General features: G+C 71.8%; 25 protein-coding genes and 1 tRNA gene. 15 read left to right on the top strand and 11 right to left on the bottom strand.

Features of this window, described 5'->3' with window-relative positions; translation table 11 throughout:
* The first annotated feature begins 89 nt into the window (after positions 1–89).
* From AB0N27_RS15520 to ricT, 4 genes are all read left to right on the top strand, one after another.
* Positions 90–419 (top strand): YbaB/EbfC family nucleoid-associated protein, encoded by a 330-nt coding sequence (locus tag AB0N27_RS15520; protein WP_007454690.1) that lies wholly within the window; start codon positions 90–92, stop codon positions 417–419.
* 1 nt (position 420) lies between these two features.
* Entirely contained in the window at positions 421–726 is a 306-nt protein-coding gene (locus tag AB0N27_RS15515; RefSeq protein ID WP_139583726.1) for a hypothetical protein, read from the top strand.
* A complete protein-coding gene (locus tag AB0N27_RS15510) occupies positions 726–1,406 on the top strand; it encodes a hypothetical protein (protein ID WP_364369038.1) in 681 nt (226 codons plus the stop codon). Before AB0N27_RS15515 ends, AB0N27_RS15510 begins: the two co-directional genes overlap by 1 nt.
* 278 nt (positions 1,407–1,684) lie before the next feature.
* Positions 1,685–2,524, top strand: coding sequence for a regulatory iron-sulfur-containing complex subunit RicT (gene ricT / locus AB0N27_RS15505; protein WP_364369035.1), 840 nt, complete (start codon positions 1,685–1,687; stop codon positions 2,522–2,524).
* A 126-nt stretch (positions 2,525–2,650) separates the two neighbouring features.
* Here ricT and AB0N27_RS15500 read toward each other — a convergent pair whose 3' ends face one another.
* Complete coding sequence (locus tag AB0N27_RS15500) at positions 2,651–4,357, bottom strand: metallophosphoesterase (protein WP_364369032.1); 1,707 nt, start codon at positions 4,355–4,357, stop codon at positions 2,651–2,653.
* 144 nt (positions 4,358–4,501) lie between these two features.
* Between AB0N27_RS15500 and AB0N27_RS15495 the strand changes: the two genes are divergently transcribed.
* Positions 4,502–4,575, top strand: a tRNA-Thr gene (locus AB0N27_RS15495).
* 114 nt (positions 4,576–4,689) lie between these two features.
* Here AB0N27_RS15495 and AB0N27_RS15490 read toward each other — a convergent pair.
* On the bottom strand, positions 4,690–5,541 hold the full coding sequence (locus tag AB0N27_RS15490) for a helix-turn-helix transcriptional regulator (protein WP_364369029.1): 852 nt from the start codon (positions 5,539–5,541) through the stop codon (positions 4,690–4,692).
* 97 nt (positions 5,542–5,638) lie between these two features.
* Between AB0N27_RS15490 and AB0N27_RS15485 the strand changes: the two genes are divergently transcribed.
* The gene (locus tag AB0N27_RS15485) at positions 5,639–6,361 is read left to right on the top strand and encodes an SDR family oxidoreductase (protein WP_364369026.1); all 723 of its coding nucleotides are present in this window, start codon (positions 5,639–5,641) and stop codon (positions 6,359–6,361) included.
* A 1-nt stretch (position 6,362) separates the two neighbouring features.
* On the top strand, positions 6,363–6,680 hold the full coding sequence (locus tag AB0N27_RS15480; RefSeq protein ID WP_364369023.1) for an Atu4866 domain-containing protein: 318 nt from the start codon (positions 6,363–6,365) through the stop codon (positions 6,678–6,680).
* Here the strand turns inward: AB0N27_RS15480 and AB0N27_RS15475 are convergent.
* Complete coding sequence (locus AB0N27_RS15475) at positions 6,669–7,367, bottom strand: class I SAM-dependent methyltransferase (protein WP_364369020.1); 699 nt, start codon at positions 7,365–7,367, stop codon at positions 6,669–6,671. The genes AB0N27_RS15480 and AB0N27_RS15475 overlap by 12 nt on opposite strands.
* A 182-nt stretch (positions 7,368–7,549) precedes the next feature.
* Between AB0N27_RS15475 and AB0N27_RS15470 the strand changes: the two genes are divergently transcribed.
* The gene (locus AB0N27_RS15470; RefSeq protein ID WP_364369017.1) at positions 7,550–7,681 is read left to right on the top strand and encodes a VOC family protein; all 132 of its coding nucleotides are present in this window, start codon (positions 7,550–7,552) and stop codon (positions 7,679–7,681) included.
* Between the two features lie 19 nt (positions 7,682–7,700).
* Here the strand turns inward: AB0N27_RS15470 and AB0N27_RS15465 are convergent, their stop codons facing one another.
* Positions 7,701–8,318 carry a pyridoxamine 5'-phosphate oxidase family protein gene (locus tag AB0N27_RS15465; RefSeq protein ID WP_354816294.1) on the bottom strand — a complete coding sequence of 206 codons (618 nt, stop codon included), beginning with the start codon at positions 8,316–8,318 and terminating at the stop codon, positions 7,701–7,703.
* Between the two features lie 154 nt (positions 8,319–8,472).
* Here AB0N27_RS15465 and AB0N27_RS15460 point away from each other — a divergent pair, with 154 nt between their 5' ends.
* The 3 genes from AB0N27_RS15460 to AB0N27_RS15450 are packed head-to-tail and all read left to right on the top strand — an operon-like array spanning position 8,473 to position 10,635.
* The gene (locus AB0N27_RS15460; protein WP_364369013.1) at positions 8,473–8,979 is read left to right on the top strand and encodes a DUF2231 domain-containing protein; all 507 of its coding nucleotides are present in this window, start codon (positions 8,473–8,475) and stop codon (positions 8,977–8,979) included.
* Positions 8,976–9,521, top strand: coding sequence for an Hsp20/alpha crystallin family protein (locus AB0N27_RS15455; RefSeq protein ID WP_364369010.1), 546 nt, complete (start codon positions 8,976–8,978; stop codon positions 9,519–9,521). Before AB0N27_RS15460 ends, AB0N27_RS15455 begins: the two co-directional genes overlap by 4 nt.
* A 7-nt stretch (positions 9,522–9,528) precedes the next feature.
* The gene (locus AB0N27_RS15450; protein ID WP_364369007.1) at positions 9,529–10,635 is read left to right on the top strand and encodes a glycosyltransferase family 9 protein; all 1,107 of its coding nucleotides are present in this window, start codon (positions 9,529–9,531) and stop codon (positions 10,633–10,635) included.
* Positions 10,636–10,642: 7 nt separating this feature from the next.
* Here AB0N27_RS15450 and AB0N27_RS15445 read toward each other — a convergent pair whose 3' ends face one another.
* A complete protein-coding gene (locus AB0N27_RS15445) occupies positions 10,643–11,521 on the bottom strand; it encodes a glycosyltransferase (RefSeq protein ID WP_364369004.1) in 879 nt (292 codons plus the stop codon).
* Entirely contained in the window at positions 11,518–13,335 is a 1,818-nt protein-coding gene (gene rfaE2 / locus AB0N27_RS15440; RefSeq protein WP_364369001.1) for a D-glycero-beta-D-manno-heptose 1-phosphate adenylyltransferase, read from the bottom strand. Before rfaE2 ends, AB0N27_RS15445 begins: the two co-directional genes overlap by 4 nt.
* Before the next feature lie 139 nt (positions 13,336–13,474).
* On the opposite strand from rfaE2, the gene AB0N27_RS15435 reads away from it, so the two are divergent.
* From AB0N27_RS15435 to AB0N27_RS15425, 3 genes are all read left to right on the top strand, one after another.
* Positions 13,475–14,011, top strand: a complete 537-nt coding sequence (locus AB0N27_RS15435) for a type 1 glutamine amidotransferase domain-containing protein (protein WP_364368998.1) — start codon at positions 13,475–13,477, stop codon at positions 14,009–14,011.
* A 149-nt stretch (positions 14,012–14,160) separates the two neighbouring features.
* Positions 14,161–15,837, top strand: a complete 1,677-nt coding sequence (locus tag AB0N27_RS15430; RefSeq protein ID WP_364368996.1) for an MDR family MFS transporter — start codon at positions 14,161–14,163, stop codon at positions 15,835–15,837.
* A 189-nt stretch (positions 15,838–16,026) separates the two neighbouring features.
* On the top strand, positions 16,027–17,715 hold the full coding sequence (locus AB0N27_RS15425; RefSeq protein ID WP_364368994.1) for a hypothetical protein: 1,689 nt from the start codon (positions 16,027–16,029) through the stop codon (positions 17,713–17,715).
* A gap of 44 nt (positions 17,716–17,759) precedes the next feature.
* On the opposite strand, the gene AB0N27_RS15420 is transcribed toward AB0N27_RS15425, so the two are convergent.
* Entirely contained in the window at positions 17,760–18,251 is a 492-nt protein-coding gene (locus AB0N27_RS15420) for an NUDIX domain-containing protein (RefSeq protein WP_364368992.1), read from the bottom strand.
* Positions 18,252–18,322: 71 nt separating this feature from the next.
* Here AB0N27_RS15420 and AB0N27_RS15415 point away from each other — a divergent pair, with 71 nt between their 5' ends.
* The gene (locus AB0N27_RS15415) at positions 18,323–19,957 is read left to right on the top strand and encodes a long-chain fatty acid--CoA ligase (protein ID WP_364370742.1); all 1,635 of its coding nucleotides are present in this window, start codon (positions 18,323–18,325) and stop codon (positions 19,955–19,957) included.
* Between the two features lie 187 nt (positions 19,958–20,144).
* On the opposite strand, the gene AB0N27_RS15410 is transcribed toward AB0N27_RS15415, so the two are convergent.
* The 4 genes from AB0N27_RS15410 to AB0N27_RS15395 all read right to left on the bottom strand — a co-directional run bounded on the left by AB0N27_RS15410 (position 20,145) and on the right by AB0N27_RS15395 (position 23,638).
* Entirely contained in the window at positions 20,145–21,155 is a 1,011-nt protein-coding gene (locus AB0N27_RS15410) for an NADPH:quinone reductase (protein WP_364368989.1), read from the bottom strand.
* A 69-nt stretch (positions 21,156–21,224) separates the two neighbouring features.
* Entirely contained in the window at positions 21,225–21,878 is a 654-nt protein-coding gene (locus tag AB0N27_RS15405) for an HAD family phosphatase (protein ID WP_364368988.1), read from the bottom strand.
* A 32-nt stretch (positions 21,879–21,910) separates the two neighbouring features.
* Positions 21,911–22,768: a hypothetical protein gene (locus AB0N27_RS15400; RefSeq protein ID WP_364368985.1), complete on the bottom strand. Its 858-nt coding sequence runs from the start codon at positions 22,766–22,768 to the stop codon at positions 21,911–21,913.
* Between the two features lie 150 nt (positions 22,769–22,918).
* Complete coding sequence (locus tag AB0N27_RS15395) at positions 22,919–23,638, bottom strand: FKBP-type peptidyl-prolyl cis-trans isomerase (RefSeq protein WP_364368982.1); 720 nt, start codon at positions 23,636–23,638, stop codon at positions 22,919–22,921.
* Between the last annotated feature and the right edge of the window lie 76 nt (positions 23,639–23,714).

Below are 23,714 nucleotides of genomic sequence, written 5' to 3'. Positions count from 1 at the left end.
ACAGGCGCGATTGCTGTGCGGTACGGTCCGGTGTGCCGTGGTGACGGTGACGGCACGCTCAGTAAGGGTCATCCGGGAGGAGTCGGCCGATGCCGCGGGGGGAGATCGACGAAGCCTGGATCGAGGAGGCGGTGCGGCGCTACCGCCGCATCGAATCCCTCCAGGCCGAGTTCGACCAGGCGGTGTCGACCGTCGAGGTCACCGTCCGGTCTCCGGACGGCCTGGTCGAGGTCGTGGTCACCGCCGGCGGGCGGATCACCGACGTCCGGTTCCTCGGCCCGCTGCACACCCGCAGCCCGCGCGACGTGGCCGGTTCCGTGCAGGCCGCTGTCACCGCGGCGGCCGACGCCGCCGAGTGGGCGCGCGAGAAGCTGCACAACGAGACGTTCGCCGCCTACCGACCGCTCGCGGGGGCCTGAGATGGACACGCTGCGCGCGCTCTCCGCCCGGCTGGACGAGGCGAGCGCCACCCTCACGACCCTGTCCCACCGGGTCACCGCAAGCGATCCGGCCCAGGTGGCGTTCGGCGCGGACGCCCCCGGCCGCCCCGGCGAGATCGGCCGGGCGCTGCACAGGCAGTGGACCGCCGCCACCGACGACCGGGCGCGTGAGGCGCGGGCCGCCGCCGTCCGGCTGGCCGCCGCCGCGTCCGCCGTTCGTGAGGCCGCCGACCGTTACGGCGAGGTCGACCGGGCCGCCCGCCGCCGGCTCACCGGGGAGCCGTGATGGATCCGCTGGACCGGCTCGCCGAGCCCGGCCTCGACCTGCTGCACCGGGTGGACGCGCTGCTCGCCGCGGGCGTCCCCGAGGGGCACCGGGTCTGGCCGCTGCTGCGCCGCATGCAGGTCCTGCCCGGCGACGCGGTCCGTGGTTTCCTCGACCTGCATCCGGCGCCGCTCACCGCCGCCGGGCACGCCGTGCGCCGGCTCGTGCGGGGGTACGACGACGTCTGCGCCACGCTCACCGACCCGGTGCTGTGGTCCGGTCCGGCCGCCTCCGCGTACGGGCAGGAACGCGCGGCGCTGCTGCGCCACCTGGACGAGGGTCCGGAGAGCCTGGTCGGCCGGCTCGAATCCACAGCCGGGTACGCGGACGCGCTCGCCGACTGGGTGGAGGGCAGCCGGCTGGCCCTGGCCCGGACACTCGCCGACGTGCTCCGTTCGGCCGAGGCGGTCGCCGTGGTCGCCGCCACCGCCGCGGGTCCGCCGCTGCCGCCCGGGCCGGTCGGGCCGGGGGTGGCCGACGCCGCCGAGATCGCCGCGCGGGTGCTGGCGGTGCTCTGCGTCGCGTACGACGGGGCCGAGACGCTGCTGCGTCAGTGGGCGCCGAGCCTGGCCGAGTCCGCCTGGCGTCCACCGGTGGACGGCAGGCCCCGCTACGGGCAGCCCACCCGCGTCGGCTGGTAGCCGGCGTTCCGGACAGACCACGGCGCCGCTCGCGGGCACCCGACGTGAGCCGGCGCCCACGGCGACGCCGTGGTCTTCCCCCTGCACCCCCCGCAGGTCTGCCTCCACTCAACGCCGCCCAGGTGCGTTTGTCCTGCGCGCCGGCCCGGATTCAACCGTCCGGGCGAGGCGCAACGGCACGACGGGTCGCCGGGCAATAGGTCAAGTCGACGGTCATGGATGGCGGCGGCCGTGCCGGCCGGCGCGCTCGCGGCGGTGTCCCGTCGTAGGGTGGGGGGATGGGCATGCTCTGCGCGGTCAGCTTCAACCGGTACGGGCGCCTCTACTACCTCGACCCGGGCGACCTGCGTCCGCAGGTCGGCGACCGGGTGCTCGTCCCGACCGACGACGGGCCCGAGGTGGCGGAGTGCGTGTGGGCCGCCCAGTGGGTGACCGAGGAGACCGACGGGTTTCCCCGTCTGGTGGGGCTGGCCGGTGACGACGACCTGCGTCGGGACGAGGCGTTACGCCGCCGCAAGGCCGAGGCGAAGGTGGCCGCGAAGCGGCTGATCCGCGCGCACGGCCTGCCGATGAAGGTGGTGGCCGTCGACCATGTGCTCGGCTCCGCCGAGGGTGGTGGCGAGCGCAGCACCGTCTACTTCACCGCGCCGCACCGGGTGGACTTCCGCTCCCTGGTCCGCGACCTGGGTGCCACGCTGCACTGCCGGGTGGAGCTGCGTCAGCTCTCCGCCCGCGACTCGGCGCGGGTGCAGGGCGGTATCGGTTCGTGCGGTCGCGACCTGTGCTGCGCCACGTTCCTCACCGACTTCGAGCCGGTGACCATCCGGATGGCCAAGGACCAGGACCTGCCCCTGAACCCGCTGCGCATCTCCGGGGCGTGTGGGCGGCTGATGTGCTGCCTGAAGTACGAACATCCGCTATATCAAAGATTTCAGGAGACCGCCCCGGCGGTCGGCAGTCGGGTCTCCACGCCCGAGGGCGACGGCCGGGTGGTCGGCCACAGCGTTCCACGGGACGCGGTGACGGTCCGCCTGGACGCCGACGGTTCCCGCTGCTCCTGCTCCCGCGCGTCGGTCTGCGCCCCCCGCCAAGCCCACGACCAGCACTACGCCCCCTGACCACCCAGCCCCGGCCCTCGCCCTCCAGCCCCCGGCCCGGCCGTCGGCCCGGTTGATCATGAAGTTATTGCCCGTCCGCTCGGCGTGTCCGGGCAACAACTTCATGATCAACATTTGGCGTGGGCTTCAGGGGAGGGTGATCGGGGGTTCGGCCAGGCGGGGGTTCAGCGGGGCCTTGGGAGTCAGCCAGCTTGCCGCGGGTGACTGGTCGGGGTTGATCTGCCAGTCTCTGGAGACCCGGTCCACCGCGACGGGGTAGATGGTCAGGGTGCCGTCCGGGTCGATGCGCAGCCGCAGGAACGCCTTGGAGTCCTCGATGCCCTGACCGGCGAAGAGTTCGTTGACATTCACCCCGAACGCGCTCGCCACCAGCAGGTACGCGGCCACCACCTGACTGGACACCAACCCGATCACCGGGCCGTAGAGGACCGCTGCGGCGACCGCCGGCAGTGGCCACGGCCAGTCGTAGAACGGCAGCGCCAACCAGATCCAGGTGCCCCCGGCGGCCAGCGCCACCTGGGCCACGCCGTGGCCGACGCCGAGTATCCAGTGCCGCGCGTGCCGCTTGCCGCTCGCGCTTGGCGGCTTGGCGAACAGGGCCGCCGCCACCACAGTCACGAGCACCATCGCCACCAGCGGAACGCTGAACAGCCGCTGGTTGGTGCTGTCGGCCCAGTTCGCGGTCGCGCCCGCCATGGCCAGCATCAGCAGGGTGTGCAGGGTGCCGAGCAGCGTGGCGAAGCCGGGGTTGCGGAACGGCAGCCGGCCGAAGATGCCCCAGCCGTAGCGGCGGGAGCGGGCCGCCTCCGGGTAGCGGGCGGCCAGGTCGTACGCCTCGGTGCGGCTGGCACGCCGCGTCGGCGTGTCCCGTGGCGGCACCTCGATGCGCTCGGGCAACTTGTGGGTGGGGTAGAGGTACGCGCCGCCGCCACCACAGGTGATCAACTGCCTGTCCGTGCCGGCGTAGCGGGCGTAGTGGTGCAGGTCGCCGGAGAGCAGCAGCCGGACCTGCGCCCCCGTCGGGTCGATGATGGTGCGGACGAAGTAGTCGATCGAGTCGTACGCCGTCGGACTGTCCGCCGCCTTGACCCACGTCGGCGCCGGCGCCGCGATGATCACCTTTGACTCGGGGCCGAGCCGGCGGGCCACCTCGTCGAAGTAGGCCAACTGCGGGTCGTCCAGGTACGAGCCGGACTGGTCGTCCACACCCAGCAGCCACCAGCCCGCCGGCAACTCGATCGCGAAGTACGACCGTGACTGCCCGGTACGCCAGCCGGCGAAGTTGCGGTCCCGGGAGCGGACGAACAGCCGCAAGAACGCGGTAAGGCCGTCGTACCAGTCGTGGTTGCCGGGCACCGCGAACAGGGTGGGCTGCTCTTGTGGCATCACGGGCAGCGCGGCCTGGTAGGGGCCCTTGCAGCGGTCCTCGTACGAGGCGTACGCCGCCGACGGGTACACCTGGTCGCCGCCCATCACCAGGGTCTGCGCCCGGGGCAGCCGGTGCCCGTCCACCGTCAGTTCGGCCTGCGCCAGCAGGTACGCCACCGAGTAGGTGGCGTTGAAGCCGTCGCCCAGGTCGGCGACGTAGTCCAGCCACACCCCGCCGTCCGGCCCGACCTGGCGGAAGACGTCGTCGCCGAACGCGTTCTGCAACTCCCGCTTGTCCAGGTACGCCCCGAAGAGCACCGCCAGCAGCGTACGGATGCCCGTGCTGATCAGCAGGAACGGCGCCAGCCACGGCACCGGCTTGCGCGGCGTGAAACCCAACTCCAGCGGGTCGGTGCTGCGTGGCCGTCGGACGGCCCGCTCGGGGTGGTCGCGTTCGTCGCTCACCCGCCGCAGCGTAGTACCGGACCCGATCATGCGCTGTCCGGTAAACGTCCAGATGGCGGCCGATGTCCGCTTGGTGATACGGAGGCGGGGAGGGGTATCCCGTTCGGCCGGCGCGCGGGCGGTGCCGTACACTTGCTGATCGTTGCCGCCTTAGCTCAGTCGGCTAGAGCGACGCACTCGTAATGCGTAGGTCGACGGTTCGATTCCGTCAGGCGGCTCGGTACGGAAGCCCAGGTCATCGACCTGGGCTTCTGCCTTCTCCGCCTGAAGTGCTCCCTGCCGCCACCGGTGGGCAGCCGTTCCCGCCGGGACTTCCAGTCGTCTGCGGCGATTTACCGTCTTACCGGTGCTGATGTGGGAAGTTCGGCGGCGACCGTTCCCAACAGGGCCAGTGCCTGCGCCGACCGGCTGTTGGCCTCGGCTTGGTAGACGATCAACTGCTGGCCCGTCGCGCCGTCGACGGTGAGGGAGTCGTAGGTGAGGGTCAACTCGCCGACGTCGTGATGGTGGAACACCTTCGCCTCGTGGGTTTTTCCGCGTACGTCGTGACGTACCCACAGCCGGCGGAACTCGGGGCTCTTGAGGGACAGCTCCCCGACGAGGTCGATGAGTCGGGGGTCGTTGAGCATGTCGCCGGCGGCGGCCCGCAGGGCGCCGAGGCTGGACTGCGCGACCTGCCCCCATTGGGGGTAGAAGGAACGAGCTGCAGGGCTCAGGAAGACGAACCGGACGAGATTGGGCTCGTCTTCCTCGAACGCCTTGGCGAAGAGCGCACGCCCCAACCGGTTACCGGCCAACATGTCCATTCTGCGGTCGATGATCAGTGCGGGGGTGTGCAGCCAGCCGTCCATCAGGCGCAGCAGGCTCGGCCGGACGGTCTCACGGTGCCCCCTGCGGACGGGACCGCGGCTGGTCCTGGTCAGCAGGTGCAGGTGCGCCGTCTCCTCGTGATCGAGTCCCAGGGTGCGGGCTATGGCGTCCAGCACCTGGTCGGACGGGTGCTGTTCCCGCCCCTGCTCCAGACGGGTGTAGTAGTCGGTGCTGACTCCGGACAGCTGGGCGACTTCCTCCCGTCGCAGACCGGGCGTCCGGCGTCGGCCCGAGGAGACGACTCCGACCTCTCCCGGGCTGGTCATTTCACGCCGGGCGCGCAGAAAGTCGCCGAGTGGATTGGTGCCGTCCATGTTCCCAACATTAGCCACGGGCGACCGGCAGCCGAGGGGGTCTGCGGGGGTGTGACGCACCCTGGTTGACGGCCGCCGGAGGTCGGACCGTGGAGCCATGGAAACCACAAAAAAGGTCGTTCTGGTTACCGGCGCGAGCAGCGGGATCGGCGAGGCGGTCGCCCTGCGCCTGGCCCGCGAGGGGCATGACGTGGTCGCGGGCGCTCGACGGCGAGAGCGGCTCGCCGCGCTCGCCGACCGCCACGACAACATCCGGGTACGGCGGCTCGACGTGACCGACCGTGGCGACGTCGCCGCGTTCGTCGACAGTGCGGTCGCCGAGTTCGGGCGGGTCGACGTACTCGTCAACAACGCGGGTCTGATGCCGTTGTCCCGGCTCGACGCCCTGCTGGTCGATGAGTGGGACCGGATGTTGGATGTCAACGTGCGGGGATTGCTGCACGGAATCGCCGCTGTCCTGCCGGTCTTCCAGCGGCAGGGCAGCGGTCACCTGGTCACCGTCGCCTCCGTCGGCGCGCACGAGGTGGTGCCGACCTCCGCCGTGTACTCGGCGACGAAGTTCGCGGCGTGGGCGATCACCGAGGGTCTGCGTCTTGAGGCCGACCCGAGCCTGCGGGTGACCACGATCACGCCGGGCGTCGTCGAATCCGAGTTGGCCGAGACGATCACCGATCCGGTCGCCCGTGAGGCCATGAGGGAGTACCGCAGGAACTCGATTTCGCCTGATGCCATCGCACGGGCGATCTTGTTCGCCGTCGAGCAGCCGGCGGACGTCGACGTCAACGAGATCATCATCCGTCCGACCCGGCAGCGAGGCTGACATGTCAGGTATCTCGACCACCGAAGCCACCCCACACCCGTACGTCGGGATGTGGGTCACCGCCGACAACCAGATCCGGCAGGAGTTGCTGGCCAACGGGCGTTACGACGAGGCACGTGGCCAGCGGGACAGCGCCTACACCGGCCGGTACGAGGTGACGGGCGACCACATCGACTACTGGGATGACAGTGGGTTCACCGCCGACGGCCGCTTCGAAGGCGATGTCCTGCACCACGGCGGCTACCTGTTCTATCGCGAGGGCAGCGCGGCCCACCAACGGGCTGCTGTTACGCGGGGATCCAGCGGGTCATCCTCCTGAGCCGGGAGCGACGGCGTGTCTTCCACGCGGACGCGCCGTCGCCGTCTCCGCTGATCGCGCGAACATGATGCCGCCGAGACGGCTCTCCGGCGAGACGAGGATCGTCTGCGCCTCGACCCTGAAGCCGGCGTCGCGCAGCCAGGCTGCCATCTGAGCCGGTTGACGGCGGTGCACGTGGATCTTCATGGGGTGGCCGCCGTAGCCCTCCGTCTTGAGGGTCGTCTCGTCGCCCACGTGGAAGCCGAGCAGCAGTGGGCCGCCGGGGCGTACGACCCGCCGGAAGTGCGCGAGGACCCCGCCGAGCTGGTCGTCGGGGATGTGGATGAGCGAGTACCAGGCGATCAGGCCGGCGACCGAGCTGTCGGCGAGGCTGAGGTCGGTCATCGAGCCCACCGCGAACGCGAGGTTCGGGTGGTCGCGGCGTGCCACGGCGATCATCCCGGGCGACAGGTCGATCCCGAAGGCGTCGAGGCCGAGGGTTCCCAGATGGGCGGTGATGCGTCCGGGCCCGCAGCCGACGTCGGCGACCGGTCCGCCTCCGACGGTGGCCACGAGTTCGGCGAACAGCCCCAGGGCGGCTCGTTCGTACGGTGCCTGCGCCAGGAAGTCGCGCAGCAGGTGCGCGTAGTCGACAGCGACGGTGTCGTAGGAGGTGCGGGTGTTGGCCAACCAGTCGTCAACGGTCACCACGGCCACCCTAATTCACGGAATACTGGCGCGGTGACCGTGACCGTGAGCCTGCCCATCGCCGACCGTCGGACCTCGTACCGTTTCTATCGGGACGGGCTCGGCCTGGACGCGGTGGGGAGCTTGCCGACGACGGCCTGCCGGAGCCGTTGCAGTTCGCGGTGAACGACGGGTTGCGACTGATGCTGATCCCCAGTGGGCGCGCCGCCGGCGCCGAGGTGGTCACCGAGCCGGCCGCACAACCCTGGGGGTACGCGGGCATCTTCGCCGATCCGGACGGTCACCTGTGGACGGTGTCGGCCGCCCCGGAGTGAGCGGTGCGGGTGACCGCGGTCAGGCGTAGATGGTCTTCGCGTACTCCGGGCCGTAGTGCCGTTCCAGGTCTTCCAGGCTCTCCGCCGGCGCCTCGACCTCCTTGATCAGTCGGGCGCGGGTCGGCAGCGCGTCGGGCTGCCAGGTCTCCGGCCGCCACAGTTCGGAGCGCAGGAACGCCTTCGCGCAGTGGTAGAAGATCTGCTCGATCTCCACCACGACGGCGAGGATCGGCCGGTGTCCCTTGACCACCATGTCGTCGAACCAGGGTGCGTCGCGCACGAGCCGGGCGCGTCCGTTGATCCGCAGCGTGTCGGTGCGGCCAGGGATCATGAAGAGCAGACCGACGTGCGGGTTGTCGAGGATGTTGCGGTAGCCGTCGGCCCGCTTGTTGCCCGGCCGTTCGGGAAGCGCGATTGTCGTGTCGTCGAGCACCAGGGCGAATCCGGCCGGGTCGCCCTTGGGCGACACGTCGCAGGTGCCGTCCGCCCCAGCCGTGGCCACGAGGCAGAACGGCGAGGCGGCGAGCCAGTCGCGGTCGCGTTCGTGCAGGCGGGGGCGGTCCTTGTTGGCCGCCCGCGGGTGGGGGACGCCGAGCAGGTCGCGTAGCTCCTCATGCGAAGTGATCTCCACCGTCACGTTGATCCTCCCTCGACCGTTGAGCCGGTGGCGGGTACCACCGTCGGCCAGCCTAGGCCGCCGTGACCAGCGTGAGGTTTGCGCCGGATCGCCCGGGGTACGGCCCGCCGTACGAGACCGTCGCGCAGTGCAGCCGACACGTGGAGGCCGGGACATGGAGAGCCGACTCAAGGTGCTGGGTCACCCAGTCCATCCGATGCTTGTCATGTTCCCGGTCGCGCTGCTGGTCACCGCAGTGTTGTTCGACGTGGTGGACACGGTCGGCGGTCCCGACTTCCTCGGCGAGGTCGCGTACTGGAACATCACCGTCGGTCTGATCGGCGGCCTGCTCGCGGCGGCGGCCGGCTCCTTCGACCTGCTGGCGATCCCGACCGGCACCCGCGCGAAACGGGTGGGTCTGCTTCACGCGGGGGCCAACGTCGCGGTGATCCTCCTCTTCGCGGCCGTCTGGGCGGTCCGGCTCAACGCGGACTCCCGGGCCGCCGGCGGCGCCTTGATCGCGATCGAGGTCGTCGCGCTGGCGATCCTCGGCATCAGTGCCTGGCTCGGCGGTGAGCTGGTCGACCGGCTCGGTGTGGGCGTCGACCGGGACGCCGGCCTGGACGCGCCCAGCTCCCTGCGGCCGACCACGGCCCCTCAGCGGATCGGAGAGGTGAGATGAGCGAGCAGCAGGGTGGTTTCGGCAGGGGGTGGCGAGGCCGCCAGCAGGGCTGGGACCCGATGGGAGAGTTGCAGTCGTTGCGCGCCGAGCTGAGTCGCCTGGTGGGTGGCCGGTCCGCGTCGTCAGACGTCGAGCTGACCGAGACCTCCGAAGGCTGGGAGGTGGTCGTCCGGCTGCCCGGCGTGGCGCCGGAAGAGGTGGCGGTCGAGCTGGACGACCGGGAGCTGTGCGTGCGGGCCCGTTCCGAGGCGGAGGTCAACGCCGACCAGGGCATCCCCGGCGGCTTCGAGACGCGGGGCTTCGAGTACCGGATCGACCTGCCGTCCCGGGTCGACCCCGACGGCATCGACGCGGTGATGGACCACGGTCTGCTCCGCGTCCGGGTGCCCCGCGCGACGCGGCCCACGCCGCGCACCATCACCGTCGGCCGCACCGGGCCGCGTTCCGGCAACGCCTCCGGGGGTACGCCGACGCCTGCCGATCCCGCGGCGGACCGGGAGCTGCACCACCCGGACACCGTCGGCGAGATCGACAGGCCGTAGCGGCCGCGTGGCCACCCCGTCCCTGCTCGGCCCGACGGCTGGGCTCGTCCCCGACGTGCGGCGGGTCGCCGTGCTGCGCGCGAACGCGCTAGGTGACTTCGTGTTCGCGCTGCCGGCGCTCGACGCGCTGCGTGCGGCGTACCCCTCGGCGGAGATCGTGTTGCTCGGTGCGCCGTGGCACGTGAAGCTCTGGCAGGACCGGCCCGGCCCGGTGGACCGGGTCCTTGTGGTGCCGCCCGCCCCCGGCATCCGTACGCCGGAGTCGGGTGAGCCGGAGTCGTCGATTGACGACTTTGTGGCCGCCGCCGTCGGCGAGGACTTCGATATTGCGGTGCAGATCCACGGCGGAGGGGCCAACTCGAATCCGTTCGTCAGTCGGCTCGGCGCCCGACTGACCGTGGGCCTGCGCGCCGACGACGCACCGCCGCTGGACAGGTGTCTGCCGTACATCTACTACCAGCACGAGGTGATCCGCTACCTGGAGGTGGTGGGGCTGGTGGGCGCTCCGGCGACCACGATCGTGCCGACGCTGGCCGTCACCGACGACGACCGGGCCGAGGCGGCCCGGGTGCTCGGGCCGGCCGACCGCGCCCGGGTGGCGCTGCACCCGGGCGCCACCGACACCCGCCGTCGCTGGCCCGCCGAACGTTTCGCCGAGGTGGCCCGTGCGCTGCACGACGACGGGTACGAGGTACTGGTGACCGGTACGCCCGCCGAGCAGGAGGTGGTGGACCGGGTGGTCGCGGCGGCCGGGGTGCCGGTCCGGCCGCAGGTGGGCACGTTCAGCCTCGGCGGGCTGGTCGGTTGCTACGCCGACTGCGCCCTCGTCGTCTCCAACGACACCGGCCCGGTGCACCTGGCCGCCGCGGTGGGCACGCCCACGGTCGGCATCTTCTGGGTCGGCAACCTGATCACCACGGCGAACCCGTTGCGAGGCCGGCACCGGCCCATCAGCTCCTGGATGGTGCACTGCCCGGTCTGCGGGGTGGACTGCACGCCTGGCATCTACCCGCACCGGCCCGGCGACGGCGAATGCCCGCACCGCGACTCGTTCGTCACCGACGTGCCTGTCGTCGAGGTGCTGGAGGCCGCGCGGGACCTGCTCAGCCGGTAGCGGGCGCTCAGGCCGGCTGCGGGGTGTCCTCGTCGGCGAGGACCACCTCCCACGCCTCCACGTCCCGTTCGGTGACGGTGGTGGGGGATTCCAGGTGGTAGGCGCCGCTGGGCAGGATGCCCGCCCCGCCGTGCCGGGCCAGCACGGCGAGCTGGGCAGCGACGTCCTCGCCCTGGTGCTTCTCGTGTAGCCGACGCCAGAAGTCGAACCCGCCGGAGTCGACGAGCTTCGCCCGGTCGTAGAGCACACACCCGCCGATCCAGGACACCTTGTACGCGCGCCACGCGCCGGGCGGCAGCGCCACCTGATCCGTGACGTGCAGCAGATTGGCCGCCGAGTGGATCCGGGCCCGGTCCCACTGCGGGGTGCCCGGCCGGATCCGCTCCGGCGTGGGTGGCCCCGCCCACTCCTCGTAGTGCCCGTGCGCCTCCGGTCGGACGTCCTCGACGTACGACAGGCCGTGCACGCCGTTGCCGACGAAGCCGCAGCCCAGCTCGCCTATCGCGGTGACCAGTCGGTGCAGCGCCCCCGGTTCCAGCCAGACGTCGTCGTCGAGGTTGAGCACGTACCGGGCGGCCGAGGCGGCGAGCAGGTACGCGCGGTGTTCGGCCAACCCGCGTCGGGGCAGCCGGCGGGTCAGCAGCACCGGGTGCCCCCGGTGTCGCAGCGCCCGGGCCATCGTGGCCGCCGCCGGGTGGGCGTACGCGGGCTCGCCGTCGGACTGGTCGCTGACCACCACCCCGAAGCCGGGCACCCCTTCCTGGGCGGCGAGCCCGGCCAGGGTGACAGCCAGTTCGGCCGGCCGGTTGCGGGTCGGGATCAGCACGTCGACAAGCCGGTCGGCGCGGAAGCCCTCCGGCGTGCCGGGGTCGAGTGGGCGGTTCACGATGCGCGGGTGCGGGTGTTCAGCGACGGGTCGGGTTCCCGGGCCGGCTCGGGTTCCCGGTCGTGGCTGTGCGCCCGGATCCGCTCGATGATCGCGGACGTGGACCGGTCCGGCACGTACCCCAGGGTGCGGACCTGACCACCCAGCCGGCGCACCAGCGGCGCCTCGGGCACCAGCTCCGGTGGGTAGTCGCCGCCCTTGACGTACACGTCGGGGCGGACGGCCTCGATCAGCGCGGCAGGTGAGTCCTCCTCGAAGACCACCACGTGGTCCACACAGGACAGGGCGGCGAGCAGGGCGCCGCGGTCCTCGACCGGGTTGACCGGCCGGTCCGGGCCCTTCAGGCGACGAACGCTGCCGTCCGAGTTGACCGCGACGATGAGCAGGTCGCCCAGGGCGCGGGCCTGCTCCAGGTAGCGGACGTGTCCCCGGTGCAGCACGTCGAAGCAACCGTTCGTGAACACCACCGACCGTCCCGCCTCGCGGTGCTCGGCGACGAGCGCCTCCAACTCGTCGGTGCCGACGAGCGACGGATGCCCGGCGGTCTCCGGCGGCAGGTCGAGCGCGGTCAGCAGGTCCTCGCGACGGCACACGCAGGTGCCGGTGTCGGAGACCGTGATGGTGGCCGCCAGTTGGGCGAGCTGGGCGGCGGTGGGCAGCGGTGCGTCGGCGGCCAGGGCCAGCGTCATCGCCGCCAGGTACGCGTCGCCGGCGCCCACGGCGTGGCTCGCCGGTACGGGCGTGCTGTGGCTGCGCCGTGGCTCCCCGTCGGCGCCGCCGACCACCGCGCCCTCGGTGTCCAGGGTCACCGCGACCACGTCCGCCCCGGTGTGGGCGCGCAGTTCGGCGAGGCGTGACTCGGCCAGGACGGCCCGGTCGACGCCCGCCCCGGCCTCGGTGTTCACTGTGACGCCGGTGCCCGTGACGCTGAGCCCGTCGCCGGTCAGGGCGACCCGGCCCTCGCCGGGTGTGGGCTCACCGACCGGGCCCTGGCGGTCGTCGGTGGCGTCGTCGGCGCGGGCACCGCCCGGGGCGGCGCCGACGCTCAGTTCGGACGGGCCGTCGGCCGGATCGTGGTCGGGATGTTCCAGGTGCAGACCGGGGCCGGTCGCCGGTCGGGTCGCACCGCCGGCGCGGGCCAGCAGTCGGGTCGCCTCGGCGAAGCTGGGAGTAACGACAGTGGGCGCGAGCCCCCGCCAGTCGGCCAGGTCGTGGGCGTCCAGCGCGACAGTGGCGTACCGCTCCCGCTGCTCGACCAGCCAGGCGCGCACCGGCGCGGGCAGCGCGCCGAGGCCGTAGTCACAGACCACAAGCGTCGGCGCCTCCCCGCCGGCGGCGGCTCGCAACTCCTCGGTGGCGCAGTCCAGGGCGGTGAGCAGTCGGGTCACGCCGTCCGGGTCGAGCGCGTCGTCCGGGTCGCCGGAGTCCTCCCGGAGCAGGATCTGGTTGCCGGCCAGCATCCGCCGCTTCACCGGGGTGGGCCGGCCCGGCTGGTTGACCGTCCGGTCCCAGACGCCGGCGCGGTCCAGGCAGTCGTGCAGTTCGTCGCCGGCGACGTCCGCGCCTACCGGTGCGACGAGCACCGCCCGGCCGCCCAGGGTGGCCACGTTGACCGCGGTGTTCGCGGCCCCGCCGGCGGCGGAGATCCGGCGGCGCAGGGTGAGGACCGGGGCGGGTGCCTCCCGGCACAGCCGGTCGGACTCGGCGAACCGCCACTCGTCCAGCATGGCGTCGCCGACGACGAGGACCGGGCGTCCGAGCCAGCTCTCCACGACGGTGGCGAGCCGGCGCTGTTCCGCTGCTGCTCCTGCCATGCCGCCCCGGGTCCCCAGCGGCCTGCCGGACAAACCTGCGCGGCGACGGGTCGTGCCCTTCCTTACTGGCTTGGGCCGTTTCGGGCGTTGCGGGCCGGGAAGGGAACTGTGGTACCCCTCGGAAAGGAGATGTACCGAGATGGCAGCGACACTTCAGGGCAAGCGGATCGCCTTCCTGGCCGCCGACGGCGTCGAGGAGGTCGAGTACGTCCAGCCGCGCGAGGCGGTCGAGAAGGCAGGCGCGACGGCCGAGCTGGTCTCGCTCAAGCCCGGTTCCATCCAGGCGTTCAACCACCTGGACAAGTCCCGCACGTACGACGTGGACGTCACCGCGGACAAGGCGGACGCGGCCGGCTACGACGGGCTGGTGCTGCCCGGCGGGGTGGCGAACCCGGACTTCCTGCGGGGCGACCCGGACGCGGTGCGGTTCGTGAAGGCGTTCTTCGACGCGGGCAAGCCGGTCGGGGTGATCTGTCACGGCCCGTGGACGCTTGTCGAGGCCGACGTGGTGCGGGGCAGGCGGATCACCTCCTGGCCCACCCTGCGGACCGACCTGACAAACGCCGGCGCCACCTGGGTCGACGAGGAGTGCGTAACGGACGGCAACCTGACCAGCAGCCGCAAACCGGACGATCTGCCCGCCTTCTGCGCCCAGATCACCAAGGCCTTCGCCTGACCCCACCCGCCCATCGGTGTTGATCATGAGGTTGCCGCCATCGCGGCCGGCGTGTCGTGGCGATAACTTCATGATCAACGCCGGTAGGGCGGGGTTGGGGTTTTTCGCGGCTCGGCGCATGTTCTGCGGCTCGCGGGATAGAAGGGCACATGACCACCGAAGCCTCCGCCGCGCCGGTGCTGAACCGTCAGCAGATCCGGCTGCTCATGATCGGTCTGATGACCGGCATGCTGCTCGCCGCACTCGACCAGACAATCGTCGGTACGGCCCTGCCGACAATCGTCGGTGAGCTTGGCGGCATCAACCACTACTCGTGGGTGGTGACCGCGTACCTGCTCGCCTCGACGGCGTCGACCCCGCTGTACGGCAAGATGGCCGACCTGTACGGGCGCCGCCCGGTGTTCCTGTTCTCGATCGGCACGTTCCTTGTCGGCTCGCTGCTGGCGGGGCTGTCGCAGAACATGACGCAGTTGATCGTCACCCGGGGCATCCAGGGCCTGGGCGCCGGTGGTCTGCTCACGTTGGCGTTCACCATCATCTCGGACGTCGTGTCACCCCGCGAGCGTGGCCGCTACCAGGGGCTGTTCGGCGCGGTCTTCGGCATCTCCTCGGTGGCCGGCCCGCTGGTCGGCGGTTACTTCGCGGAGACGGACTGGCGGTGGATCTTCTACATCAACGTGCCGCTGGCGATCCTGGCCATCGTGGTCTGCTACCACGTCATGCGACTGATCCCGTTCGAGCGCCGCGACCACGCGATCGACTGGCTCGGCGCCGGCCTGCTGGTCGCCGGGGTGAGCTGTCTGCTGCTGGCGCTGAGCTGGGGCGGCAACGAGTACGCGTGGGGCTCCGGGGTGATCATCGGGCTATTCGTCGCGGGTGCCGTACTCGCCGTGCTCTTCGTACTCCAGGAGGCCCGCGTCGCCGAACCCATCCTGCCGCTGCGCCTGTTCCGCAGCGCCACGTTCGCGCTCGCCAACTCGGCCGGGTTCGTCCTCGGTCTGGTGATGTTCGGGTCGATCATCTTCATCCCGCTCTACCTCCAGATCGTCAAGGGCGCCTCGCCGACCCGCAGCGGTCTGCTGATGCTGCCGATGATGACCGGCATCATCGTCACCTCCATCCTCACCGGGCGTGCGATGAGCCGGATCGGCCGGTACAAGTGGTTCCCGGTCGCCGGGTCGGTGACGCTGCTGGTCGGCATGCTCCTGTTCACCCAGTTGAAGGTCGGCACCTCGCTCTGGCTCGCGTTCGCCTTCATGGTGGTGATCGGCGTCGGCCTGGGGCTCTGCATGCAGTCGCTGGTCCTCGCGGTGCAGAACGCGGTCTCCGTACGCGACCTGGGCGCCGGCACCTCGTCGGCGACGTTCTTCCGGTCGCTCGGCGGTTCGTTCGGGGTGGCGATCCTCGGCGCGGTGCTCTCCACGCGGCTCGCCGGAGGGCTGTCCGACCGGCTGCCCGGCGCGATCGCCCAGCTCCCGCCGCAGCAGCAGGCACAGGTGGCGGCGAGCGGCGGCACGAACATCTCGATCAACGACCCGGCGACCATCATGGCCCTGCCCGGGCCGGTGCGGTCGGCGATCCAGAACGCCTTCGTCGACGCGCTCGACATGGTCTTCCTGACCGCCGGCCTGATCGCGATCGTGGCGGTGGTGGTGACCCTGGCGCTGCCCAACAAGGAACTGCGCGGCGCCGGTCCGCAGGGTGCCAAGGGCGGTGCCGACCCGCTCGGCGGCGAGGCTCCGCCACCCGGCGGCAAGCCGCTGACCCGCGAGTCCAAGGACGAGGCGGCCGCCGACATGGAGGCCAAGTCCCAGACGATGATCTGACCTGGCGGCGCGAACGTGCCCCCGTCCCGCCGTGTGGACCGCGTAACGAAATCACGACCTTCGACGTCCTTCAGGGGGAACCGCCGATCGGCGGTTCCCCCGGCCGGTCGCACGGGGCGTACCGGCCGGCGCCGCTCGCGGCGGCTCCGCCGGCCGCGCGCGGTCTTCCTACCTACTCGGGGGACGTGCATGCCTCAGTACCTCGGACGCCGCCTGCTCGGCGTCGGTCTCGCGCTGCTCACCTCAGCTGCGGCAGTCGCGACGACGCAGGCCACGCCGGCCGCAGCCGCCGGCCGCGCCGACCTACGGCTCGACCTGACCACCGTCAGCTCCTCGGCCATGATCTGGCCGGACCGGACGACCGTGGTCGTGCGGGCGAGCGTCGACAACATCGGCACGGCGGGCGTGGACGATGTCCGGGTCTCCTTCAAGCTGCCCTCCGGCAGTTCGATCGTCGGCGCATCCTGGCAGTGCGACTACACCACTTTCGAATGCGTCCACAACTACGGCGCGGTGCCGGCGGGCGGCTCGGCGGAGCCGCTACTGATCTACCTCGACCTCCCGGCCGGACCTGCCGGAAAGGTCGCCACCATCGCGGCGACGGCCTCGACCAGCGCGCGTGAGGTGACCAGGACCAACAACACCGACCAGGTCCAGACGACCTACGCGCTCGCCGCGGACCTGCACCTGCTGCCCGGCCCGGACACCGGGGTGTGGGGCGAGACGGACGTGCCGGTCGAGGGTGGCCTGCTCCAGCCGATGTTCACAGTCAAGAACACAGGTACAGCGACCGCGCAGAATCTCCGGCTGGTCGTCGACCGCCCGACAGGCGTCACGCTTGACGGCGAGCCGTCCGGCGCCGACGGTTGGACCTGCGACCTGGCGTCGACGCCGTTGATCTGTACCGCCGGTCCGCTGGCCCCGGACGCCACCGCCGCCATCACCATCCCCATGCGGGCTGCGGCAGGCGTCGACGACGAGCGCTTCTCCGTGCACGGACGGGTCACCACGTCCAGCCGGGAATGGATGATCGACTCGAACAACGAGACGGACGTGCTGTACCGCTATGTCGGTCCCGGCCCGGTGGACGCCACCGACATCGCGGTCACCAACGTGGTGCTCCTCGACGACCAGGTGGTCGCGGGTGACACCCTGCCTGTCGGTGTCGTGGTGGAGAACCTGTCCGACCAGCCGGCCGAGGACGTCCGGGTCCGTCTGCTGCTCGCCCCCACGGTGCGGCCGACGGCCGGCGGTGCCGGCAATCCGGACTGGACGTGTGAGCCGGGGCAGGAGGCCGGGAGCGGCGTCTGGTACTGGGAGTGCCAGCGGGACGCCGTGTACCGGGGCGAGTACCACTACCTCCCGCTCGACGTCACCGTCGGCGCCGGTACGCCCGCCGGCCCACTGACCCTGACGGCGGCGGTGACCTCCGCGAACCCGGACACCGACCAGGCCGACAACACCCGTTCGGCAACGACTGTTTACCTTCCCCAGGGCACCGTACGCGGCACCGGCTGGAACGACGAGAACCGCGACGGCCAGCGGGACGCCGGTGAGCCGTTGATCTCCTACGAGCCGCCGGTGAACAGGCTGACGTTCATCCCCGAGGGCGGGTCCCCGATCGAGGCGCCCACGTCCGGATTCTCGATCTACGGCGACTACGAGCGCGCGTTGCCGCCGGGACGGTACGTGGTCCGGGCCGGGCTGATCTACGGCTGGCTGCCCACCATCCCGGACGTCGGGGACGACGCGACCGACTCGGACGTCACGCTGGTGCCGGAGTCGCCGTACAACGCCCCGTACGCCGACAGCACGGTGATCGAGGTGGTGGACGGCGGTGTGGTGACGATCGACGTCGGTGTGGTGCCGGCGACCTGATCCGACCTGGTGAGGCCCCGGAGTCGACCGGCTCCGGGGCCTTCCTACTTGAGGATCAGGCGGTTGGTCTTCTCGAAGACGTCCAGGTCGGCCAGGGTTTCCAGGACCGAGCCGGAGAGCGGGGCGGGGAACCGGTCCCGGGGGAAGAAGCCGGCGTCGGTGGTCTCGTCGGTGGTCCGGGTCAACTGCCCGTCCCACTCCTCGACCTTGAACGCCGTGGTGAAGACCTGGTACGTGTGCCCGTACATGTTGGTGCTGGTCCGGTCCGGGCCGGTGTAGAGGGCGAACGCGCAGACCCGCAGCGCCCTAAGTCCGGTCTCCTCGCGGACCTCCCGCACCGCGCAGTCGGCGATCGACTCGCCCAGCTCCATGGCCCCGGCGGGCATGGCCCACTGGCCGTTGTCGGAGCGTTGGATCAGCAGGATGCGTCCGGCGTTGTCGCTGACCACGGCACGGGCGCCGACGAACATCAGCGTCCGGTCCCCGGCGAGCGCGCGTAACTGTCCCACGTACGAATCGGCCCAGGAGATGCTCACCTGCGACAATTTACGGGGGTTCCCAAGGTGTGACCGGCGACACTAGCTTGTTACCCATGCGTAGCACGATGATGGACGCCCCCCTTCAGGTCTCCCGGATCCTCGACCACGGCGCCACCGTGCACGGCACGGCGGAGGTGGTCACCTGGACCGGCGCCGAACCCCGCCGGATGACGTACGCCGAGGTGGGTCGGGCCGCCGCCCGGCTGGCACACGCGCTGCGTGACGAGTGCGGGGTGACCGGCGACGAGCGCGTCGCCACCTTCATGTGGAACAACAACGAGCACCTGGTCGCCTACTTCGCGGTGCCGAGCATGGGCGCGGTGCTGCACACCCTCAACATCCGGCTCTTCCCCGACCAGGTCGTCTACATCGCCAACCACGCCGAGGACCGGGTGGTGCTCGTCGACACCACCCTCATCCCGTTGCTGGCCCGGGTGATCGGCGAGCTGACCACGGTGCGGCACGTGGTGGTGGTCGGCGGCGGCGATCCGGCGCCGCTCGTCGCGGCCGCCGGTGACCGGATCACCGTGCACCACTGGGACGCGCTGCTCGCCGACCGGCCCGAGGTGTACGACTGGCCCGAGGTGGACGAGCGCGACGCGGCGGCGCTCTGCTACACCTCCGGCACCACGGGCAACCCGAAGGGTGTGGCGTACTCGCACCGGTCGATCTATCTGCACTCCTTGCAGGTCTGCATGCCGGAGGGCTTCGGTCTCGGGCCGACCCACCGGGAGCTGGCCATCGTGCCGATGTTCCACGCCATGTCGTGGGGCCTGCCGTACGCGGCGTTCCTCTCCGGCGCGTCGATGATCATGCCGGACCGGTTCCTCCAGGCCGCCCCGATCGCCGAGATGATCGCCGCGGAGCGGCCCACCCTGGCCGGAGCGGTGCCGACGATCTGGACCGACCTGCTGGCCTACCTGGACGACCACGACGTGGACACCTCCTCGCTCACCGAGGTGATCGTCGGCGGGTCGGCCTGTCCGCCGGCGTTGATGCACGCGTTCGACGAGCGGTACGGGATCGACGTCATCCACGCCTGGGGGATGACGGAGATGTCCCCGCTGGGGTCGGTCTCGCGTCCACCGGCCGGCGCGAGCGGTGAGCAGGCGTGGCGGTACCGCTACACGCAGGGGCGGGTGCCGGCGGGGGTGCAGGCGCGGATCGTCGGCCCGTTGGGCGAGCCCCTGGCCGCCGACGGCACGGCCGTGGGGGAGCTGGAGGTCCGGGGGCCCTGGGTGACCGCCCGGTACGTAGGCGACGACGTCCCGGACGAGGAGAAGTTCCGCGACGGTTGGCTGCGTACGGGGGACGTGGGCACCCTCTCGCCGGACGGGTACATCACGTTGACCGACCGCGCCAAGGACGTGATCAAGTCCGGTGGCGAGTGGATCTCGTCGGTGGAGCTGGAGAACGCGCTGATGGCCCACCCGGCGGTGCTTGAGGCATGCGTGGTGGGTGTGCCGGACGAGCGGTGGGACGAGCGGCCCCTGGCCACCGTTGTGGTCCGGGAGGGTGCCTCGGTGACCGCTGAGGAGCTGCGCGAGTTCCTGGCCGGTTCGGTGGCCCGCTGGCAGTTGCCCGAGCGGTGGGCGTTCATCGACGTGGTGCCGAAGACCAGCGTCGGCAAGTTCGACAAGAAGGTCGTCCGTTCGCAGTACGCCGGGGGCGAGCTGACTGTCCGGGAGCTGACAGCCCCGTAACGTATTTCCGGGCACCGTCGCCTGTTGGGTGAGGGATTACTCCTGACATTCCTCCCCAGGGGGCGGCCCCGGCGTTCGCACCGCGCCGGGGCCGCCCGTTCCACGCGGGGCGACCCGCACTGTCATTGTTGCGAAACTTGTTCGCCTCTGTCCTGATGACGGGGAAATCGGGTGCTGAGCGACCCGATCAGGCGTCGCTGGTGCTGATCAGCACCTTGCCCACCGCCGAGTCCTCCACCGCCTGGTGTGCGTCGGCCGTCCCGGCCAGCGGATAGCGGTGCAGCGGCAGGCCCGCGTCCGCTCCGACCCGGATGCCGCCCTGGTTGGTCGCCGCCGCCACGTCGACCACCCCCTGCGCCTTGGCCGCCTTCGGCTCGGTGTAGACGAGCACGAACTGCCAACGCGCGTTCGGCGCCATCATCGGCCGGACCGGGATGGTCACCTCGCCCCCGCCGTCGTCGGCGTACATGCACACCGCGCCGCCGTGCCGCAGCACCTGCACGTCGACAGCGGCGTTCCGGGCGGGGGAGACCTCCACGATCGTGTGCACCCCGTCGGGGGCGATCCTGCGGACCTCCTCGACCACGTCCTGCTCCAGGTAATTGATGACGTGGGAGGCGCCGGCCGCCGCCGCGAGCTGCGCCTTCTCCGCGCTGCTCACCGTGGTGATCACCGTGGCGTCGGCCCAGCGGGCGAGCTGGATCGCCGCGTTGCCCACCGCGCCCGCCCCGCCCTGCACCAGCACCGTGTGGTCGGCCAGGGCGCCGGCGCGCAGCGCGTCAGGCATGAACTCACCGGCGGTCAGGCAGCGGTGCGCGGTGAGGAACGGGATGCCCAGACTGGCCCCCACCTCGAACGAGGCGTCGCCCAGGCGTACCACCTGCCGGACCGGCACCAGCGTGTACTCCGCGGCGGTGCCCCACGGCCGCCGCCAGGCCGCCTCCCAGATCCAGACCCGCTCACCGATCAGCTCACGGCCGACCCCCTCGCCGACCGCCTCCACCACACCCGCCCCGTCCTGCCCGGGGATCTGCCACCCGTCCGGCGCGGCGCTGCGGCGGGACTTCCAGTCCGTCGGATTCACCCCCGAGACCGCCACCCGGACCAGGACCTCGCCCGCTCCCGGCTCCGGCACCGGCCGATCGATCAGTTCCAGCACCGAAGGATCGCCGGTGCGCTCGTACACGATGGCTTTCATCCGTGGTCTCCTCACCCTGCACGGCTTCCGCGCCGAGCACCGCGGCTGCGGTACCCCGCTCAGCCTCGATCAACCCAGGTCGTCCACCAGCTCCGGGGTCAGCTCGCCGATCGCGGCGAGCGACACCACGGCCAGCCCGGCCGCGTCCGGGTCGAGAGGGTACGACCCGTGCGGCACCGCCACCACACGCATCCCCGCGGCGGCGGCGGACCGGACCCCGTTCGACGAGTCCTCCACCGCCACGCAGCGGGTCGGGTCGACGCCGAGGTGCCGCGCCACGCTCAGGTACACGTCCGGGGCCGGCTTGCCGCGTTCGGTCTCCTCGGTGGACAGGGTCGTCACGAACGCGTCGGTGAGACCGGTGGCGGCCAGCGCCGCCGCGATCAGCCGGGTCGGCGACGAACTGGCAAGCCCCAGCGGCCACCGCGCGGCCAGCCGGCGCACCACCTCGTCGGCACCGTCGATCAGGGGTACGTGGTCCCGGTAGCGCCGGGTCATTTCCTCGACCACCTCGTCGGCGACCTGCCCGGCGGTGCGGTCCACCCCCAGCTCGCCGCTGAGGTAGTGCGCCCACTCACCGGTGCTCATGCCCATCAACCGGCGCTGCGTGTCCGGTTGCCACGTGCCGCCGTGCGCCGCCACGTACGCCCGCCGGACCTCCTCCCACACCGGCTCGGAATCCACGATCACGCCGTCCAGGTCGAAGACCACCGCATCCGCCACGGGCCCATCCTGCCCGACCCGGAGGCGTCCGGTCAGCCGGGCAGCGCGGGCAGTCCGATCGGGCTGCCCTCCGGGATCAGCGTGTGGCAGGACCTGGCGATCGGCTCCAGCAGCTCCCGGAGCCGGTCCGTGTCGTCGGAGCCGAGGGCCTGCCACGGGTGGGCGGCGGCCAGGTCTGTGGCGTCCTCGACCGCCTGGAAGCCGGCCCGGCCGTGCTCGGTGGCCGTCCCGTCCGGTGTCAACCAGCCCCGCTGCGCCAACCGCTCGCGGGCGGCCCGCCACTGCTCCTCGGACCAGCCCCGACCCAGCAGGTTCACCGGCGACATGTCCACGGCGACCCGCCACGCCAGGGTCTCCACCGGGTCCAGGCCGGCGGCCACAAGCGCCGCCACGTGCCCGTCGCCCCGGTGCTCGCGCAGCGTGGTCGCGGCCTGCCACATCCGGGCCAGGGGGTACTCCCCGATCGGCAGTGCCGCGTTTACCGCGCCGAGCAGCCGGCCGGCCGGCTGCGCCGCCCCGGCGGCCCGCTCCAACAGGTCGGCGGTCTCCGCCAGATGGGTCTCCGGCAGTTCGTACGTCAGCTCGGCGAGGGCCTGCACCGCGCCGGTCAGCCGGGCACGCAGCGCCTCCTGCGGAGTGGCCAACCGCCACACCGCAGGCAGAGCCCGGGTCACCATCGGCGGCGCGAAGGTGAAGAACGCGGAGATCACCGGGGCCGCCTCGGTGGGGCCGAGCGGAGCGGCCCGCCCGGCGAAGTAACCCCGCCAGTAGCCGCGCAGCCCGACCGCCTCGTACGCGGCCCGCGCCCGGGGGTGGAAGTAGGTGACCGCGTGCACCGGCTCGAAATGCGTCCACATCAACCGGGCCGTACGCCCAGGCTCGTCAGTCACGTGCACCTCCGCGTCCCGCGTCCGCATGGTCACCCCGGACGGTGGGCCGCCCGGGGTGACGCCGAACCTACTGCCGGAGGGTGACGGGCCGGAAGCCCCATGTGAACAACTCCATCGCGTCCCGGCGACAACCGGGACGATCTGGGCAGGTCACTGGGCGGCGAGCACGTCCACCATGAAGCGCAGCGGCCCGGTCGGGCGTCCACCGGCGGCGGCCTCGTCGTTGCCGTACGCCAGCTCGCCCGGAATGTCGAGCTGCACCCGGCTGCCCACGGTCACGCCGACCAGGCCCTGGTCCCAGCCGGGGATGACCTGGCCGACACCGATCGGGAAGGAGGCCGGCTGGCCGGAGTTCCAGGACGAGTCGAACTCCTTGCCGTCCTTGTAGAACACGCCCACGTAGTTGGTCGTGATGGTCTGCCCCTGCTTCACCGCCGGGCCGGTCCCCTTGATCACGGGGGTGACCGTGAGCTTCTTCAGCTCGCCCTTGCCCGCCGTCACCTTCGGCTTGCTGCCCAGCGCCGGGTCGGCGCCCTCGGGCAGCTGCGGGGCGGGCGGCGCGGTGGGCGCGTCCGGAGCCGCGGCGGAGGCGCTCGGGGTCGCGGCGGCCTGGTTCGCGGACTTGTCGTCGTCGCCCCGAGTCTTGTCGACCCACACGAAACCGCCGATCAGCAGTGCCATCACGGCGATGCCGGCGAGGCCGCCCGCCCACGCGTTGCGGCGGCGCTTCGCCTCGGCGGCCTTCTGCTCCGCCAGCTGGGCGGCCAGCCGCCGCCCCGCCTTCGTCGCCGGGCTTTGGCCCTCCGACCGGTTCTGCTGCGTCCGCTCGCTCACGTCGTCGACTCCCTGCTGCGAAGGTGTGGCCGGCACCCGGTGCCGGGGGGAAAGCCGACGCACACGGTACCCGCCCGGCGGCCTACCGTGCCCGCCCCGGACGGCACGGATC

Origin of the sequence: Micromonospora sp. NPDC093244, assembly GCF_040683695.1 — a bacterium.
Taxonomy (GTDB): domain Bacteria; phylum Actinomycetota; class Actinomycetes; order Mycobacteriales; family Micromonosporaceae; genus Micromonospora.
The sequence above is the reverse complement of the archived record's forward strand: the minus strand, read 5'-3'. Positions and strand labels throughout refer to the sequence as shown.

Coding starts and splice junctions, on each gene's coding strand:
- AB0N27_RS15515 (WP_139583726.1), top strand. CDS start 421: ATGGACACGCTGCGCGCGCTCTCCGCCCGGCTGGACGAGGCGAGCGCC.
- AB0N27_RS15410 (WP_364368989.1), bottom strand. CDS start 21,155: ATGAAAGCCATCGTGTACGAGCGCACCGGCGATCCTTCGGTGCTGGAA.
- AB0N27_RS15485 (WP_364369026.1), top strand. CDS start 5,639: ATGGAAACCACAAAAAAGGTCGTTCTGGTTACCGGCGCGAGCAGCGGG.
- AB0N27_RS15480 (WP_364369023.1), top strand. CDS start 6,363: ATGTCAGGTATCTCGACCACCGAAGCCACCCCACACCCGTACGTCGGG.
- AB0N27_RS15470 (WP_364369017.1), top strand. CDS start 7,550: ATGCTGATCCCCAGTGGGCGCGCCGCCGGCGCCGAGGTGGTCACCGAG.
- AB0N27_RS15520 (WP_007454690.1), top strand. CDS start 90: ATGCCGCGGGGGGAGATCGACGAAGCCTGGATCGAGGAGGCGGTGCGG.
- AB0N27_RS15425 (WP_364368994.1), top strand. CDS start 16,027: ATGCCTCAGTACCTCGGACGCCGCCTGCTCGGCGTCGGTCTCGCGCTG.
- AB0N27_RS15460 (WP_364369013.1), top strand. CDS start 8,473: ATGGAGAGCCGACTCAAGGTGCTGGGTCACCCAGTCCATCCGATGCTT.
- AB0N27_RS15510 (WP_364369038.1), top strand. CDS start 726: ATGGATCCGCTGGACCGGCTCGCCGAGCCCGGCCTCGACCTGCTGCAC.
- AB0N27_RS15435 (WP_364368998.1), top strand. CDS start 13,475: ATGGCAGCGACACTTCAGGGCAAGCGGATCGCCTTCCTGGCCGCCGAC.
- AB0N27_RS15455 (WP_364369010.1), top strand. CDS start 8,976: ATGAGCGAGCAGCAGGGTGGTTTCGGCAGGGGGTGGCGAGGCCGCCAG.
- ricT (WP_364369035.1), top strand. CDS start 1,685: ATGGGCATGCTCTGCGCGGTCAGCTTCAACCGGTACGGGCGCCTCTAC.
- rfaE2 (WP_364369001.1), bottom strand. CDS start 13,335: ATGGCAGGAGCAGCAGCGGAACAGCGCCGGCTCGCCACCGTCGTGGAG.
- AB0N27_RS15430 (WP_364368996.1), top strand. CDS start 14,161: ATGACCACCGAAGCCTCCGCCGCGCCGGTGCTGAACCGTCAGCAGATC.
- AB0N27_RS15415 (WP_364370742.1), top strand. CDS start 18,323: ATGGACGCCCCCCTTCAGGTCTCCCGGATCCTCGACCACGGCGCCACC.
- AB0N27_RS15490 (WP_364369029.1), bottom strand. CDS start 5,541: ATGGACGGCACCAATCCACTCGGCGACTTTCTGCGCGCCCGGCGTGAA.